General features: G+C 69.4%; 13 protein-coding genes and 1 pseudogene. 7 read left to right on the top strand and 7 right to left on the bottom strand.

Going from position 1 to position 15,761, the window contains the following annotated elements; translation table 11 throughout:
- Window positions 1-341: 341 nt before the first annotated feature.
- The 4 genes from OG985_RS44755 to OG985_RS44740 all read right to left on the bottom strand — a co-directional run bounded on the left by OG985_RS44755 (window position 342) and on the right by OG985_RS44740 (window position 5,256).
- Complete coding sequence (locus OG985_RS44755; RefSeq protein ID WP_371674135.1) at window positions 342-914, bottom strand: hypothetical protein; 573 nt, start codon at window positions 912-914, stop codon at window positions 342-344.
- Window positions 914-3,499, bottom strand: coding sequence for a type II toxin-antitoxin system prevent-host-death family antitoxin (locus OG985_RS44750; RefSeq protein ID WP_371674134.1), 2,586 nt, complete (start codon window positions 3,497-3,499; stop codon window positions 914-916). The genes OG985_RS44755 and OG985_RS44750 overlap by 1 nt, the downstream gene beginning before the upstream one ends.
- Before the next feature lie 283 nt (window positions 3,500-3,782).
- On the bottom strand, window positions 3,783-4,283 hold the full coding sequence (locus OG985_RS44745) for a hypothetical protein (RefSeq protein ID WP_371674133.1): 501 nt from the start codon (window positions 4,281-4,283) through the stop codon (window positions 3,783-3,785).
- Window positions 4,284-4,557: 274 nt separating this feature from the next.
- Window positions 4,558-5,256, bottom strand: coding sequence for an SDR family NAD(P)-dependent oxidoreductase (locus OG985_RS44740; RefSeq protein ID WP_371674132.1), 699 nt, complete (start codon window positions 5,254-5,256; stop codon window positions 4,558-4,560).
- Window positions 5,257-5,361: 105 nt separating this feature from the next.
- Between OG985_RS44740 and OG985_RS44735 the strand changes: the two genes are divergently transcribed.
- Entirely contained in the window at window positions 5,362-6,240 is an 879-nt protein-coding gene (locus tag OG985_RS44735; RefSeq protein ID WP_371674131.1) for a helix-turn-helix transcriptional regulator, read from the top strand.
- A gap of 120 nt (window positions 6,241-6,360) precedes the next feature.
- On the opposite strand, the gene OG985_RS44730 is transcribed toward OG985_RS44735, so the two are convergent.
- Window positions 6,361-7,278, bottom strand: a complete 918-nt coding sequence (locus OG985_RS44730) for an NADP-dependent oxidoreductase (protein ID WP_371674130.1) — start codon at window positions 7,276-7,278, stop codon at window positions 6,361-6,363.
- Window positions 7,279-7,379: 101 nt separating this feature from the next.
- On the opposite strand from OG985_RS44730, the gene OG985_RS44725 reads away from it, so the two are divergent.
- Window positions 7,380-8,033 (top strand): TetR/AcrR family transcriptional regulator, encoded by a 654-nt coding sequence (locus tag OG985_RS44725; RefSeq protein WP_371674129.1) that lies wholly within the window; start codon window positions 7,380-7,382, stop codon window positions 8,031-8,033.
- A 346-nt stretch (window positions 8,034-8,379) separates the two neighbouring features.
- Here the strand turns inward: OG985_RS44725 and OG985_RS44720 are convergent, their stop codons facing one another.
- Window positions 8,380-9,369 carry a helix-turn-helix transcriptional regulator gene (locus tag OG985_RS44720; protein WP_371674128.1) on the bottom strand — a complete coding sequence of 330 codons (990 nt, stop codon included), beginning with the start codon at window positions 9,367-9,369 and terminating at the stop codon, window positions 8,380-8,382.
- Between the two features lie 93 nt (window positions 9,370-9,462).
- Between OG985_RS44720 and OG985_RS44715 the strand changes: the two genes are divergently transcribed.
- Both OG985_RS44715 and OG985_RS44710 read left to right on the top strand, forming a co-directional pair.
- The gene (locus tag OG985_RS44715; RefSeq protein WP_371674127.1) at window positions 9,463-9,861 is read left to right on the top strand and encodes a VOC family protein; all 399 of its coding nucleotides are present in this window, start codon (window positions 9,463-9,465) and stop codon (window positions 9,859-9,861) included.
- A gap of 49 nt (window positions 9,862-9,910) precedes the next feature.
- Window positions 9,911-11,000, top strand: a pseudogene (locus OG985_RS44710) (IS481 family transposase).
- Window positions 11,001-11,091: 91 nt separating this feature from the next.
- On the opposite strand, the gene OG985_RS44705 reads toward OG985_RS44710, so the two are convergent.
- Complete coding sequence (locus tag OG985_RS44705; RefSeq protein ID WP_331718661.1) at window positions 11,092-12,360, bottom strand: IS256 family transposase; 1,269 nt, start codon at window positions 12,358-12,360, stop codon at window positions 11,092-11,094.
- Between the two features lie 214 nt (window positions 12,361-12,574).
- Between OG985_RS44705 and OG985_RS44700 the strand changes: the two genes are divergently transcribed.
- The 3 genes from OG985_RS44700 (at window position 12,575) to OG985_RS44690 (ending at window position 15,667) form a co-directional block, all read left to right on the top strand.
- Window positions 12,575-13,840, top strand: a complete 1,266-nt coding sequence (locus OG985_RS44700) for an IS701 family transposase (RefSeq protein ID WP_371674126.1) — start codon at window positions 12,575-12,577, stop codon at window positions 13,838-13,840.
- Window positions 13,841-14,438: 598 nt separating this feature from the next.
- Window positions 14,439-15,386, top strand: coding sequence for a phosphotransferase family protein (locus tag OG985_RS44695; RefSeq protein ID WP_371674125.1), 948 nt, complete (start codon window positions 14,439-14,441; stop codon window positions 15,384-15,386).
- Entirely contained in the window at window positions 15,383-15,667 is a 285-nt protein-coding gene (locus tag OG985_RS44690; RefSeq protein ID WP_371674124.1) for a hypothetical protein, read from the top strand. The genes OG985_RS44695 and OG985_RS44690 overlap by 4 nt, the downstream gene beginning before the upstream one ends.
- The last annotated feature ends 94 nt before the right edge of the window (window positions 15,668-15,761 follow it).

Here is a 15,761-nt window from a genome sequence, read left to right as displayed (position 1 = left end):
GCGTGGGCAACGGAGCGCTTTGGGTCGGCGGCGCAAGCACGACGACCTCGGGCGATTTGGGCTCCGGAAAGCCCTCGAATACCGGCCGGGCTCCATCCCTTCCCGGCTCAAGCGCCCACGCCGCACCCCGCCCCCGGCCTCACCGCCCTACAAGATCACTCACCGTAGTGATATCACCCCGCACGGTCTGTCAGGAAGCCCACAGTGAATCCCTCTGTGCAGCCTCACTCCTTTACGCCGCTTGACCGTTCCGCCGGGCGGGCAGCGTCTGGAAACCGAAGAACGTCGAGGGCTCCAGTTGGTAGCGCGACGTCTCTGAATCAGGGAACTGAGGGCAGGCCTCACCGGAGCTCGACCGTGTACGAGCTTCCGCTGAATTCCCAGCCGTCGGTGCCTTCACCGATGTCGGCGACGATGATCTCGTCGATGAAGCGGTCCTCGAGGTCGTCGTCGATCAGGTCGCCGGCCAGCCAGAGGGCTTCGATGTCGCTCCAGTCGCCGCGGCTGGCGTCGATCCGCAGGGGGGCAGCACGGCGGGTGCCGCGTTCGCGTTCGTCCGCGCCGGTCTTCACCAGGCCGCTGATCTCGTACTGGCCGTTCTTGACGGTGTCGGTGAGGGGTTCGGCGGGGACGATGGCGACGGTTTCGGAGGCGGTGTGGATGAGGTCCCGGTAGCTGCGGCGCACGTTGTACTCGGGGTCCGACAGCCATCTGATGAGGGTGTCGGGGCGGACGTCGAGGCCGGCGCTGTCGAGGGCTTCGTAGCCGCGGCGGGTGGCGGTGAGCTGGCTGAGCTGGGCGTGCCAGTGCTTGGCGTTGTAGGTGGACAGCCGGTGGCGTGGGGTGACTTGGGTGCGCAGGAGGTTGTTGAGGGCGGCGCCGAGGGATCCTCCGCGGCCGGTGGGGCCGGCCATCAGTCGTCACCTTCCGGGATGAACGTGCCGGGCTGGATGAACTTGGCCTTCACTTCACCGAAGCCGGTTCCGATCCGGTAGGTGTCGGGCACCGTCTCGTCCGGGGTCCAGAAGATCGCGGCGTCGACGTTGCGCAGGGCGATGAGGGTGTGGCCTGTCTGGACGGCTTTGAAGGCGACGGTCCAGTGGCGGACGGAGGCTTCGGCGACCATGCTCATGCGCCAGTCCGGCCGCCAGAACGGGGAGCGCGATTCCGGACGCTTGGGCCACAGCAGACGCAGCGCGATCGACAGACGGGTCTTGTAGGCCTTGTACGGCTCGCCGCCGGCCTGGATCAGCTCGGTGCGGGCCTCCTTGGTCGCCTGGTAGAAAGGCTTGAACAGCGACTCGTTGGCCTTGCCCGTCCACGAGTCATGGATGACCACCGGTTCGGTGAGGTGGCCGTCTCGGTGCAGGCGTTCGAGCACCTTGACGTGCGGGGTGGTCACCCACACCCGTCTCTGCCCGTCGGGCCGCTCGGCGAGCCGCCCGAGCGGGTGCGGCATGCCCGGGTAGTTCCACTCGGGGACGCTGATCTGGTAGATGCCAGCCTGGCTCTTGTCGAAGACGTCGAGGGGCCCGGTGTGCAGGAGCTTGTTCGGGGCGAGCGGGACTGCGGAACAGGCGGAGGGGAAGGAGCCGTTGCGGTCGATCAGGCACATCAGACCGTCCCCGAACGAGGCGGGCACGTTTAGCTGGTCGCGCCGCACCCGCTTGCCGGTGCGCTCGTGGGCGACGCGGGTGCTGGTGACGTCGGGGTGGACCCAGCCGGGCTCACCGTCCATGTCCTCACTGACCAGCGGCCACGGCCCGGTCTGCCGGTCCTCGGTGCGGATGACCGGGATCGGGTGCATCTTCGACCGCGCCACCGACTCCTTGAGGATCCGCAGGGCCGGGAAGACCGCGCCCTTCGGCTCGTCCTGCTCATCACCCGGGACCAGACCGTCATCGTCATCCCGGCGCACCTCGTCGGCGTCCTCGGCGACCCGTGTGTCGACCCCGCCCGCCTGCGAGGGAGTAGCCGCGGGAGTCGGTTCGGAAGCGCTGGCGGGGGCGGGGGCGTTGAAGGCGTGCAGCGCGGCGGCGAGACGACGGCCCTCGTCGCTGTCGGGAGTCTGCAGCCCGGCCGCGGCCATCTCCTTGAGTGGGGCGTGGAGGTCGTCGAGGTCCTTCACATGCGCGCCGGCGAGTGCGGTGCGCAGGGCCGCGAAGAGGCGGGTCGCCTCCGCGGGCAGTCCCTTCACAGCGCCGGAGGTGAACGGCAAGACGGCCTCGGCCAGTTCGCGGTCGGCCGCCGTACCCACGGTGCCCGCGGTGCCCACCGTTTCCGCGGTGCCCCCGGTGGTCGGGAGAGTGTCGGCGGCTGCGCGCGGGCCGGCTGCCGGCTCGGGGACGCCGGGTCCGGCGCTGGCGCTGGTCCCGGGGCTGGGGGTGGTGGGGTCGAGGAAGCGGGCGTGGGCGAGGTCGGGGCGCAGACGCGTGTTGCCGATTATGCCCAGGTCGCGTTCGGCGACGGTCACGGTCGTCAGCTGCTGGCCGGGCGTGGTGGTGAGGGTGAGGATGACGTCGGCGTCCAGGAGGTTGACGATGGCCGGGTCGTCGGTGTCCAAGACCGCGAGGACCGGCACGTTCTGGGTGCGGGCCAACTCGCGCAGGATCTGGCTGGCGGCCGGGAGGTGTTCGCCGGACAGCAGCAGGCGCGGGTTGCGGGCCCGCTGCAGCCGGTCCACGACCACGAGCGCCAGGTCGTCGGCCAGCGGCGCGGTGGCGGCGATGGCCTCAGCACTCAGGTCGCTGCCGTCGTCGATGAGCAGCGGTGCGTGCCGCAGGCGTTCCACGACCTGCTGCTCGTGCTCGGTCAGGACGCCGGTCTTGAGCCGCCCGTAGTCGCCGCCGGCCTCGGCGGCGATGATCCGGCGGGTGACGTCCGCACTGCTGGGGCCCGACGCGGCGTACAGGACGCGGGCGCCTCGGGCGAGGGCGGTGCGGGCGGCGGTGAGGCCGATCAGGCTGCCCCCCACCTGAGGTTCGGCCGCGACCAGGACCATCCGGCCCGGCTGCAGGCCACCGGTCGCCTCGTCCAGACCCGCGAGACCGAACGACAGGCCGGGCGCGGAGTTGGCGGAGAGAACGTCGCCGATGGCATCGCCCAGGGTGGCGAGGCGGCGGCCGCGCTCACGACTGGGAGCGGACTGCGGGGTCACCGCACCTCCTGCGGTCGCCGCGCCGATGGGCGCGGCCGTGTCGGATGGGAGGGCGATCGCGTTGGGGTCGGCGGGGAGCAGTACGGCGACGGGCGTACTGTTTCGGCGCAGCACCTGGGGCTCGCCGCCGGCTGCCCGGCTGATCAGGGTGCCGAAGTCCTTCTGCGCCGCGCTCAGTGTCCAGGTGGGGAAGGCGCCAGGCTTCCGGGCTGCCGGGAACCGGTCCAAAGGGGCCAGCAGAACGCGGGCGTCTCGCTTGTTGATCAGCGTTGTGACCCCGTCGTCCTCGGCACTCTTGGCCAGGCCGTACAGGTCGTTGCGGGCCATAGTGGCGGACTTCATGTGCTCTGCCTGCGGTGGCTGACTCACTCACCCTCCAGGGACTCAACTCCCCCACAGAATACCAGAGTCCAAGCGTTTATTAGGCTAAAGTCATACATCCACAGAGGCCATTCCACTCGCTAGCGCGACGCGAGGTGAGTTGACCGGTGGGAGCGTCGGCCGCCATGCTCCATATGGCCGAGCAGACATCACAGGGGCCGGGAGCCACCGGCCCCGGCCTTCAGACCACGGCACCCGTAGGCGAGCGATCACCACGTGCGGACCAGTCACGCGGTTACGGCTCTCAGGCGTCGGGCGCCTCCTTGTACGCGAGGTGCCCGACAGCGGAGTAGGCCGTGCCCAGGACTGCCGCGAGCTGCCCGGCTGTGAACGACGACTGGGTCAAACGCCGGACGTCAACATCGCTCTGGAGCCCCACTCCCGCGTCCTTGAGCAGGGTCGGAGCCGTGCGCGTCTCGCCCGCGCAGCGGGTGAGGAACCTGTAGATGCGGTAGGCCTCCAGCGGGTAGGCGATCCCCTGCTGCTGAAGGCCGGCCGCGAGTAGGGCCAGGTAGTAGTACGCACTCGCCGGCCCCCTCTCGCCCGGCGCTTCGCCGTGGGCCGGGTGGTCGAGGGGGAAGTCGGTCTCGTGCAGTGCTTCCGCGAGCTGCTCCGCGGTGGCGGAGGCCTCGGTGTAACGCTGGAGCCCGTCCTCGAGTGGCTCACCGCGGTAGTCGGTCGTCAGAAGACCCTGCTCCTGGAGCTCCTCCACACAGACCCTCAGAAGGATGAGCGCCGTCTTCAACTCTCCTGCGCTGCGGTGGAGGAGACTTTGGAGGCGGTGGGCCTGGAGCGGGTTTTCGACTCCCTGATGCTGGAGGTCGGAGACGAATTCGGCGAGGGAGCGGGCTGCGTTCTCCGCGTTGACCTTCCCCAGCTGATTCCGTGGGGTGACTGGCTTCGTTGGGCGGTGTCGCGCTGAGCCTCCGCCAACTTGAAGACGCGGGTCAAAGGGCTGGCGTGACGGTCGCCCCAGGTTCTCATGCTGGTCGGAGGTGGCAGTCTCCGGACCGCCGGTGTCAGGACCAGGCGATCTCGCCATGGCGGTCGATGAAGCGTCCGGTGCCGGCGCCGGGCTCCTCGGTGGCGAGGGCGACGATCGCGTCCGTGCCCTCGGTGAGGGTCTGGGAGCCGCTGTGACCGTTGATGTCGGTCGCGGTGTAGCCGGGGTCGGCGGCGTTGACGCGAATGCCCTTGAGCCCCTTGGCGTACTGCGTCGTCAACATCGTCAGTGCCGCCTTCGAGGAGGCGTACAGCGGCGCGACGACGTACGACTCGGACCGGCCGGGGTCGTGGGTGAAGGCGAGGGAGCCCATGCCGCTGCTGACGTTGATGATCACGGGGTCGTCCGAGCGGCGCAGCAGCGGCAGGAACGCGGTGGTGGTGCGGACGACGCCGATGACGTTGACGTCGAGGACGGCGCGGGCGTCCGCGGCGGTGAGGTCGCTGGGATCACCGATGGGTCCCTGTACCCCCGCGTTGTTGATCAGGACGTCGATCCTGCCCTCGTGCTCGGCGATGTCCGCGGCGGCGGCGGCCACGGACGCGTCGTCGGTCACGTCGACGGGGACGAAGCGTGCGCCCAGCGCGGCGGCTGCCTCCTCACCCCGCTCACGGTCGCGGGCTCCCAGGAGAACGGTGTGACCGCACGCGATGAGGCGGCGGGCGGCCTCGCGGCCGATGCCCTTGTTGGCTCCGGTGATGAAAGTGATCGTCATGCCTTCGATGGTTGCCTGGACGAGGGAGCCGGACCAGGGACGCTTCGACGGTGGGAAGACCAGTACCACCCTAGCGCCCCCGCATGTGATCGGGGATGCAGGAGGATGAAGAGCATGACGACGACACCCCCAGGGGCCGGACTGGGCGCGGCGATCCGCACATGGCGCAACCGGCTTCCCCCGTTGGCCGCCGGGCTGCCGGTCGTCCGCAAGCGCCGGGCTGTCGGGCTGCGGCGCGAGGAACTGGCCGACCTGGCCGGAGTGTCGGTCGACTACGTCGTGCGCCTGGAGCAGGGGCGAGCCACGACACCCTCGGCGTCGGTGGTGGCGTCCCTGGCACGCGCCCTCCAGCTGTCCACCGCCGAGCGGGACCACCTCTACCGGCTGGCCCGGATCGTGCCGCCGGCGGACGGCACGATCTGCGACCATCTCCCGTCCGGTATGCAACGAGCGCTCGTCCGCCTCGGAGACGTACCGGTTGCCGTGTTCGCGGCGGACTGGCAACTGGTGTGGTGGAACCGCGGGTGGGCCGCCCTGCTGGGTGACCCCTTGGCCTTGCCGCCGCGGATGCGCAACTTCGCCCGCGACAGGTTCCCGGTGGGCGCCGATCACACCCCCCTCGTGCTGTGGCCGGTCACCGATACGGACCCCGACACCACCGACGCCGCCCTCGTCTCCGACCTGCGCCGCGTCACCGGCCGCTTCCCCCGGGACAGTCGCCTGGCCGCGCTGGTCCGCGACCTGAACGCAGGCAACGAGAGGTTCGCCGAGTTGTGGGCGAAGGGAGAGGTGACCGCGAACCGCGAGGTCCGCAAGACGGTCGACCACCCGTCGGTGGGCCCGGTCACGGTGGACTGCGATGTCCTGACCGACGGCGACACCGAGCTCAAGATCGTCATCATGACCGCCGCGCCGGGCAGCGAGGACGAGACCAAACTCCAGCTCACCACCGTCGTCGGCCCACCGGCCGGCATACGCAACTGATCGGCCCCGTGCGTCGGCCGACCGGCGGCTCACGGCCCCCATGGGACGGCGTCGCGGTCGAGCCGCTCCATCTGGTGCACCGTGAGGGTGATCCTCCAGCCCCCGGTGGCCATCGACTTGCTATGGGCGTACGCGGATGACTGTCTTCCCGTTACGTCGCGTGGTCGGGTTGAGGGCGCCGACGGCGTCGTCGAGGCTCGTGACATCACCGATGTTTGTCCGTAGCCTTCCGTCCCGCACCCGCTGCACGATCTCGCCCAGTTCGGCGCGATTGGCCTCGACGACGAAGTCCACCGCCAGGCCGTCAGTGGGCCGAGCCTCGACCGGGCCGACGACGGACACGAGCGTTCCTCCGGCCTTGATGAGGGCAGCGGACCGCTTCTGAACGTCGCCACCGATGACATCGAAGACCAAGTCGACACCGCCGATGTCTTTCAGAGCGTCGTTTTCGAGGTCGACGAACGCATGCGCGCCGAAGTCGAGTGCCTTCTCACGGTCTCGGGCGCGGCCGGTGCCGATGACGTAGGCGCCGGCCTCACGGGCGAGCTGGGTCACCATCGTCCCGACTGCACCGGCTGCGCCATGGGCGAGGACGGTCTGGCCGGCCTGGAGGCGGCCGTGCTGGAACAGCCCCTGCCATGCGGTCAGACCTGAGATGGGCAGGGACGCGGCTGTCGTGAAATCGACGTCGCCGGGCAGCGGTGCGAGGTTGCGTGCTTCGATCGCCACGTAATCCGCGAGGGTGCCGTCGCGGTGCCAGTCAGCGAGGCCGAACACCCGCTGCCCGACCGACAGCCCCGTCGTGCCGTAGCCGAGGGCGGTGACCACTCCGGCCAGCTCGTGGCCGGGGACCGACGGCGTCCTGTCACGGCCGGCTCGATCGGTCCAGGTCGATGGCCACTCCATCTCGGTCGGGACGAAGCCCGATGCACGGATCTCAACGATGACGTCGTTGATCGCTGCGGGAGGCTCAGGCCGCTCCGTCAGCGTCATCCCGGCCGTTCCCGCGGCCTGGTCGGTTACCACGATGGCCCTCATCGAGATGGCCCCCTTCCTCATTTTGGGCTGATCAGCCCACTTCTTGAGTGAACGCCGGTCGACAGTGGGCTGTCAAGCCCAATCCAGGTATCGTCTGAAGCATGCAACCCACCACCGCAGCTCGCGAGCCCCGCGAACTCACCGTCAAGGGACAGGCAACACGGGCCCGCATCCTGGAGCACGCCGCGGAGATCATCTACACCAAGGGGGTCCACGCGACGAACAACGAACAGCTCCGCCGGGCAGCGGGCGTCAGCGGATCACAGCTCAACCACTACTTCCCGACCAAGGAGAGTCTCGTCCTGGCCGTGATCGCCTGGCAGGCCGAACGCGTCCTCACCTTCCACCGCGGCGAGCGATTCGCCCGCTTCGACAACCTCGACGCTTTTCGGGCGTGGGCAGCCGTCTACGTCGGCTACGAGCGCGCCTACCAGGAAGGCTGCAGCCTCGGCTCTCTGGCGAGCGAGATCATCAAGACGGACCTTGACGTTCACGACGAGCTCGCGAACGCGTTCGACCAGTGGAGGAACATCTTCCGCGACGGAATCGAGCACATGCGGCAACTGGGGCGCCTCAGCGCTGAGGCAGAACCCACGCAGCTGGCCAACCTGCTCCTTGCCGCCTTCCAGGGCGGCATGCTCCTCGCCCAGGTCGCGCGAGACATCGCCCCGCTCAAAGACGCGCTGCAGACAGCCATCGACCACCTGGAGACCTTCGCGACATCCCCCGACGCCGGCATACTCCAAGCTCTGTAGCCGCATTCACGTGTGGGGCGGCGGAGCTTGGCATCACGCGACGCTGCCGGAGCACTCCGCCGACGCACGATCGCGACACTGGCGGTACACCGAGGGCAGCCTGCGCGGGTGTTCGTCAAACACTCGGGCGCGGCCCGTGCCGTCGACGCGCGCCAGGTCCCGTGTTGAGGTCATCGCACATCGTGCTTGCCCGCAGCCCAGCGCCTGCCTGATGGCGGGGCCGCGAACCCCCGATCTGAGGCTGTCCACACAGAGGCACCCCCTTCGGCTGCAGGGATAAGCCGAACACGCCGGAGCGGACCCGTGACCTCTAGCTGTGCCATCTCATGACATTGGTTCCTCGCGGTCAGGCTTGGCGGGCGTAGGACGCAAGGCGATCGGCGAGCGCGGTGACGAGGTCGCGCAGTTCATCGGGGCGCTCGATGACGAACGGCCGGTCGAGTGAGGCGAGTACTGGAGGCAACCAGTCGAGCCGCTCCGCCCGCAGCTCGACGCGCAGCCAGCGCTCGGTCGCCCGGTCCTGGCCTGCCGCGGGCTCGTGCTCCTCCAGGCTCGCGACGCTGGCGGGAAGGTGGGCGCGGATCTGCTCAACTGTCCCGTGGATCCGCAAGGTCACCTCATGCCGGTACTCGGCCGTGGCGAACGCTGACAACACGCGCTGTGCCGGACCGGGACCCACGGGCGCTTCGAATGAGCCGGGCAGGGTCCGCGCGTCTGCGATGCGATCGAGCCGGAAGGTTCGGTCCTCGCCGATCTGGGTTTCCTTGCCCGTGACGTACCACCGGCCCGCATGGGCGACGATCCCGTACGCGTGCAGCGTGCGTTCGCTGCGCCGTCCGTCGCGGTCGGTGTAGCGGATCGAGACCGGTCGGCGGTGGCGCACCGCATCGGCGATGGTGAGCAGGACCCCAGCGTCCGGGGTGTCGAACTCGCCGAGCTGATCCGTGAAGGCGAGAGCCTCCACAAGTGTGTCGAGCCGACGGGCGATGTGCTTGGGCAGCACCCGCCGGATCTTTGCCGATGCCGTCTCGCTTGCCGTGTGCTCCGTCGTCGTCAGCCCTGCTCGGCGGCCGGCGACCAGGCCGAGCAGCACGGCCAGCGCCTCGTCGTCGCTGAGCATGAGCGGAGGCAAGCGGTACCCGGGAGCGAGCCGGTACCCGCCGTAGCGGCCGCGCACCGATTCCACGGGCACATCCAGGTCGATCAGCTGGTCCACATACCGCCGCACGGTGCGCCCTTCGACACCGAGCCGGTCGGCTAGTTCGGCCACCGTCCGGGTGCCGCCCGACTGCAGCAGCTCCAGGAGTGTCAGCACGCGGGCAGTGGGTCGGGGCATGTGCACAATCTAATGCGAATACAGGACCGATTCTGTCCACTATTTCTCCTAGCCTGCGCAGTGCACGCCTCCAGCACAGCCAAGGAGATCCCCATGGACTTCGTCTCGATCCGCATCATCACCAGCGACGTGGCGCGCCTCGTCGAGTTCTATGAGCGAGCCACAGGGGCGCGGGCGACGTGGGCCACCGAAGACTTCGCCGAACTCACCACCGCGGGCGCCACCCTCGCGATCGCCGGCACCCGCACCGTCCCGCTGTTCGCCCCGGGCTCTGCCCGCCCGGCGGACAACCACAGCGTGATCACCGAGTTCCTCGTCGACGACGTGGACCGCGTGCACCAGAACCTGACCGGCTTCGTCACCGACTTCGTCACCGAGCCCACCACGATGCCCTGGGGCAACCGGTCGCTGCTGTTCCGTGACCCCGACGGCAACCTCGTCAACTTCTTCACCCCCGTCACCCCGGCGGCCATCGAAAAGTTCGCACGCTGACGCCACGCAAAGCCGCTCACGCGGGAGCCCTGAGATCCCAGGGCTCCCGATGAACGCGGCCGCCGAGTCCAGGAGCGCCACCAGCAGGGGACACCGGAACGCACCGCTGCCCCCCGAAGGACGCCTGCGCTTGTGCCTGCGGATCGACGCCGGACGTCCGATCGCGCACGTGGCTGCGGAAGCCGGAATCTCCCGCCGCTGCCTGGCCAAGTGGTACGCCCGCTGGCGCGCGCACGGCGAGAACGGACTGCTCGACCACTCCTCCCGCCCCGCCCGCACCCCGATGACATCGCCGACCTGGTGGAGGCGCTGCGGCGGCAGACCAAGCACGGGCCAGCCCGGCTCGCCGCCGACCTACAGCGGCTGCACGACGTCACACTCGCGCCCTCGACCGTCCACCGCATCCTGGTGAGGCGAGGACTCAACCGGCTCCGGGACCTCGACCCACCGACCGGCGAGCAGTTGCGCGACGTCATCCGCTACGAACACGACCGGGTCGGCGACCTGGTCCACGCCGACGTCAAGAAACTCGGACGCATCCCGACCGGCGGCGGCTGGCGGATACACGGCGTCGGCACCGAGTCCGCCCGCGCCTCCAAACGCACCGGTCCCGGCACCGGCAAGGTCGGATACACGTACCTGCATTCGGCGCTCGACGACCACTCCCGGCTCGCCTACAACGAGCCCTGGACGATGAGAAGGCCATCACCGCGGTCGCCTTCTGGCACCGGGCCGTTGCCTTCTTCGCCGCCCACGACATCACACCGATCCGCCGCTGCCTCACCGACAACGGTGTGTGCTACCGGTCTACGACCTGGGCTGACGCGCTCGCCGCGCCCGGTACGAAGCACAAGCGGACCAGGCCGTACACGCCGCGCACGAACGGGAAGGCGGAGAGGTATAACGGGACGCTCTCCCGCGAGTGGGCGTACGTCCGCGACTACACAACCGAGCGTGAACGCCGCGTCGCACTCGCGGAGTTCGTGAACTACTACAACCACGAGCGGCCGCACGCCGAGCTCGGCGGCCGACCGCCCATCAGCCGGACCGCCGGGAGCAACTACCGAATCGTCTTCGACCAGCCGCCCGAACCACTCGCGGACATCCCGCAGCAGCTCACCTTCGAGGACTTCGCGTAACCAAGGTCCCGAGACACCACAACTAGGGTCTATCAGGATTCAGGTGTGGTTCGTCTGTTTGGCCTACAGGTTTTTCGGTGGGCTGGTCGGCCTACACTCGTCCGGCGGTAAGGCGGCCGTCGAAGAGAACGTCGAACTCGTTCAAAGCGCTTTTCCAGCGGTTGTTCCAGCGCTGGCGGCCGCGGCCGGTGGGGTCGAGTGCGAGGGTGGCGAGGTAGAGGCGTTTCAAGGCGGCGGTCTCGTTGGGGAAGTGTCCGCAGGCCTGGGCCGCGCGCCGGTAGCGGGCGTTGAGGGACTCGATCGCGTTCGTGGTGTAGACGACCTGCCGGATCGCGTCGGGCAGACCGAGGAAGGGCACGAATTCGCTCCAGGCCCGCTCCCAGGTCCCGGCGATCGACGGATAGCGCTTGCCCCACTTGTCGTCGAAGTCGGTCAGCCGTGCCCGGGCCTCGTCCTCGTTGACAGCGGTGTAGACGGGCTTGAGGTCGCGTGCGACGTCGGCCCAGTCGCGGCGTGAGGCATACCGCAGACTCGCGCGCAGGAGATGAACCACGCAAGTCTGCACCACAGTCCGGGGCCAGACGGCGTTCACCGCGTCGGGCAGGGCGCTGAGCCCGTCGCAGACCAGCATCAGCACATCACGGACGCCTCTGTTCTTGATCTCGGTGAGCACCGTCTGCCAGTACTTGGCGCCCTCGCCGCCGTCGCCGGCCCACAGGCCGAGGATCTCGCGGTAGCCGTCGGCGGTGACCGCGATGGCCACGTAGATGGGCCGGTTGGCGACATGACCGTCTCGGATCTTGACGTGCACGGCATCGATGAAGACGACCGGGTAGACCGCGTCGAGCGGGCGGGTGCGCCATTCCGCCATCGATTCCAGGGCCTTGTCGGTGATCGTGGAGATGGTCTCCTTCGTTGTCGTCATCCCGTACGTCTGGGCGAGATGGGAGACGATCTCGCCGGAGGTCAGGCCCTTTGCGGTCAGCGAGATCACCAGGTCGTCCAACGCACCAGTGCGGCGGGCGTACTTGGGCAGCAGCCGGGGCTGGAAGGTGCCCAGACGGTCTCGCGGGATCTGCACCGTGACGGCGCCGACCTCCGTCATCACCTTCTTGCTCCGGTAGCCGTTGCGGGTGTTGCCGCCCGAGCGCGACCCGCGCCCGCCGACGCGGCCGACCCCGTCGGCCAGGTGCTGGTCCATCTCTGCTTCCAGCGCGGACTGCATCAGGTGCTGAGCGAGCTCGGGCAGCAGGCCGCCCTCGCCCATCAGCCGCAGTCCCTCTCCGCGGACCTTCTCGGCCGCGAGCGCGGCCAGCTCCTCCAGCAGCTCACTGGACAGACCATTCTGCGACACCGGCATCGACTTCACGTCGGCACCCTCGACGCCACCGCCGACCTCGGCAAGCGACACGCCCTCCACGGTCTCGATCAGGTGACCAGTCGTCGTACTCATCAGGCTCACTCCTTCGGGGAGATCCACACCTGATTCATGACACTCCCCACAACTAGTAGGGCTTGGTCATCTTCATCCGTGAGAGGCGTGTCTGTTGATGCTTGGGTGTCGTTGGGGTGGTGTGACACCTGAGGAGATGGCCGAGGTCCGGGAGGACCTGGAGGCATTCGCTGCGGAGTTGTTCGACGGGTTCTTCCGTGCGGATCAGCGGCGGTGGGGGCAGGCGTATGTGCGGGGGTTGCTGCTGGACGGGCGCCGCAAGTCGGTGGAGCCGATGGCGGCCCGTCTGGGTGAGGACGGCAACCGGCAGGCCCTGGCCCACTTTGTGACGACGAGCCCGTGGGATCCGGCGCATGTGCGGGCCCGTACAGCCTGGCGAATGCAGGAGGCGATCGGCCCGGAGGCGTTGATCGTCGACGACACCAGCTTCTTGAAGGACGGGGACGCCTCGGCGTGTGTGTCCCGGCAGTACACCGGCACTGCGGGCAAGGTCACCAAATGCCAGGTCGGAGTGTCGCTGCACCTGGCCCGGGATCATGCCTCGGCTGCGGTGAACTGGCGGCTGTTCCTGCCCGCGTCCTGGGATCCGGCCTCTCCGGAGGCGGACCCGGACAAGGTCGCCCGCCGCACCCGCTGCGGCATTCCCGCAGGAGTGGGGCATGTGGAGAAGTGGCAGCTGGCCCTGGACATGATCGACGAGACCCGGTCGTGGGGCATCGACATTCCCCTGGTCGTCGCGGACGCCGGTTACGGGGATGCCGCCGCTTTCCGCCACGGCCTGGAAGAACGCAACCTGCCCTATGCGGTGGGCATTTCCTCCCGCCACACCGCTCATCCGGCCGACGCCCGGCCCGTCCAGCCCGCCTACGCGGGCACCGGCCGGCCACCGGCAATGCAGTACCCCGAGCCTGCGCAGACCATGAAAGAGCTGGTCATCGCAGCCGGGCGGGCAGCTGCCAGGCCGGTGTCCTGGAGGGAAGGCTCCCGGCCCGGCAAGGGGATCAGCACCTTCAAACGCATGTACTCGCGGTTCGTGGCCCTGCGCGTGCGACCCGCCGGACGAGGCGTCCGCAAGACCAGCGACGGTGCTGAACTGCCCGAACGCTGGCTGCTGGCCGAGTGGCCCGCCACCGAACCCGAACCGGTGCAGTTCTGGCTGTCGGACCTGCCCTCCGGGATGCCGCTGGCCACTTTGGTGCGGCTGGCCAAGCTGCGCTGGCGCATCGAGCACGACTACCGCGAGATGAAACAGGCCCTGGGACTTGCCCACTTCGAAGGCCGCACCTGGAACGGCTGGCACCACCACGTCACCCTCGTCTCCGCCGCCCACGCCTTCTGCACCCTGCAACGATTGGCCCACCACCCAAAAGCCGCGGTGCAGGTCTGAGCCTCTACCAGGTCGTCCGCGAACTCCAGACACTCCTCGCCACCTGGAACGGTGCCTGCCCCACCTGCCACCGCGACATACCCACCCCCATACGAACCTGACCATGTCCTACTAGTCGGTAGCGCTGAATCGCAGCTTGGGCTCTGAGGTGGGAACGCCCTGCTACGACAGGACTGCGGGCCCCGGGCGGCCCTTCGCCGTGCGCCCTGGTCAAGGGCCGCCTCCCGCTCCGCCCACGATCCTGCAAGGTCGAGTTCGGCCTGCGTCCCGGGCGGGGCACGGCCGGATTGGCGGTAGGGGGCTGCGGTCGACGGACGCCGCAGTGCATGGTGCCCGTCGGCGGGTCCCCTCGCAGTGGCCGGACGCGGCCGTCGGCGGGCGACGGCCGCCAGTGCACGAAGGAACAGCCACTGTCGGCTCCGGATACGCAGGATCCGCCGGCACTGTTCCGCCGTATACGCGTGGCGGACCGCACGGCGCCCGGCAGCGCTCCGTCACCGGGTGTCGCGCGGGCGAGGGGCCTACCGTGGGAGATGGTCCCGGCGTCGGCCCCGCCGACCGGCCGGTCGTTCACGCCGGGGGCGGAAGGAGGCACGAGATGTCCGATGCGATACGGGACACCACGGCCCGGCGCGTACGACATTTCGTCGACGCCGGATATCCCGACGCCGGGCCCGTCGAGGCGGCGGTGGAGGGAGCCGTCTACCGACTCGGGGACGGAACGGTGGCCAAGGTGTGGGAGCGCCGACGGGGATCCGAACTGCGGCGGATGCAGCGTTTCTACGCCGATGCCGCGGCGCACCTGCCGTTCGGCGCCCCGGAGATCCTCGCCGTCGAGGACATCGACGGTGTCCCGATGACCGTGGAGCGGGAGCTGACCGGCGAGCCCTTGGCGGGCAGGATCCGCACCGACGACCCGGACGAGGTGCTGCCCGAAGCGGTCGACTGCCTGGTCGGCGTGCTGCGCGCCCTCGCGGACGCCCATGACGTCGACGAGGTCAAGCACCTTTCTGTGCTGGACGAGGAACGCTCGCTGTGGGAAGGCCACACCACTTTCGGATCCGCCCTGGCGGACCTGGTGGACCGGCGGGTCAGCCGGTGCGCGGACCGGCTCTCCACGCATGTGCGCGACTTCGACGACACGCGCGCCCGGCTGCTTCGGAAGCTGCGCTCGCTGCCCCGTACCGACGAGGCGGTCGTCCACGGTGACGTCTTCCCGGAGACCGTGCTGGTGGACGACGACCTGCGGCCGCTCGCCCTCGTGGACTACGGCTTCCTGTCCACGGGCGGGGACCCCCGGTTCGACGCCGCCGTGGCCGCGGCCATCTTCCCGGCGGGCACCGAGCACGCCCCGGAGATCACCCGGCAGCTCACCACGCGGTTCGCCGACGAGTTCGGCTACGCGGTCGACGACCTCCTGCTGTACCGGGCCGCCTATGCGATGGCCACGAGCGACGCCTTCGCGCCGGGCGGCGGTGACGAGCACTTCGCCTGGTGCGTCACCGTGCTCGAGGACCCGGCCGTCGCCGAGTCCCTACACCGGTGACGCACCACGGGCAGCCGGGCAGCCGGGAAATTCCGGTGACGGCGTGTGCGGTGCCCTACGATCCCGAGCGGATCCAGGGGCACATGGCCCTGGGGGTCGAGCGGCAGGACCGCATCGTGGTGGCTGCCCGCGTGTCGGACCCCGCCATGACCAGCATCGACACCTTCGACCCTCATCGGTCACGGCGCACAGCCAGCCTCGCCGGCCTCGGCATGCCTGGCCAGGATCGGATCATCGGTCCACGGCCGCGCCCACCCCTGCAGGCGTGCTCGCAGCACTGACAGCGCGGGTCTGCAGCGACAGCAGTGAAGGCTGCAGGAGACGCTACTGCTCGACGGCGTGGGGCGCACCTGCCCGTGGTCACCTCTTAGGACT

Source organism: Streptomyces sp. NBC_00289, assembly GCF_041435115.1.
In the GTDB taxonomy this organism is placed as follows: domain Bacteria; phylum Actinomycetota; class Actinomycetes; order Streptomycetales; family Streptomycetaceae; genus Streptomyces.
Note: the sequence above shows the minus strand (reverse complement) of the source record. Positions and strands in the feature narration are given on the sequence as shown.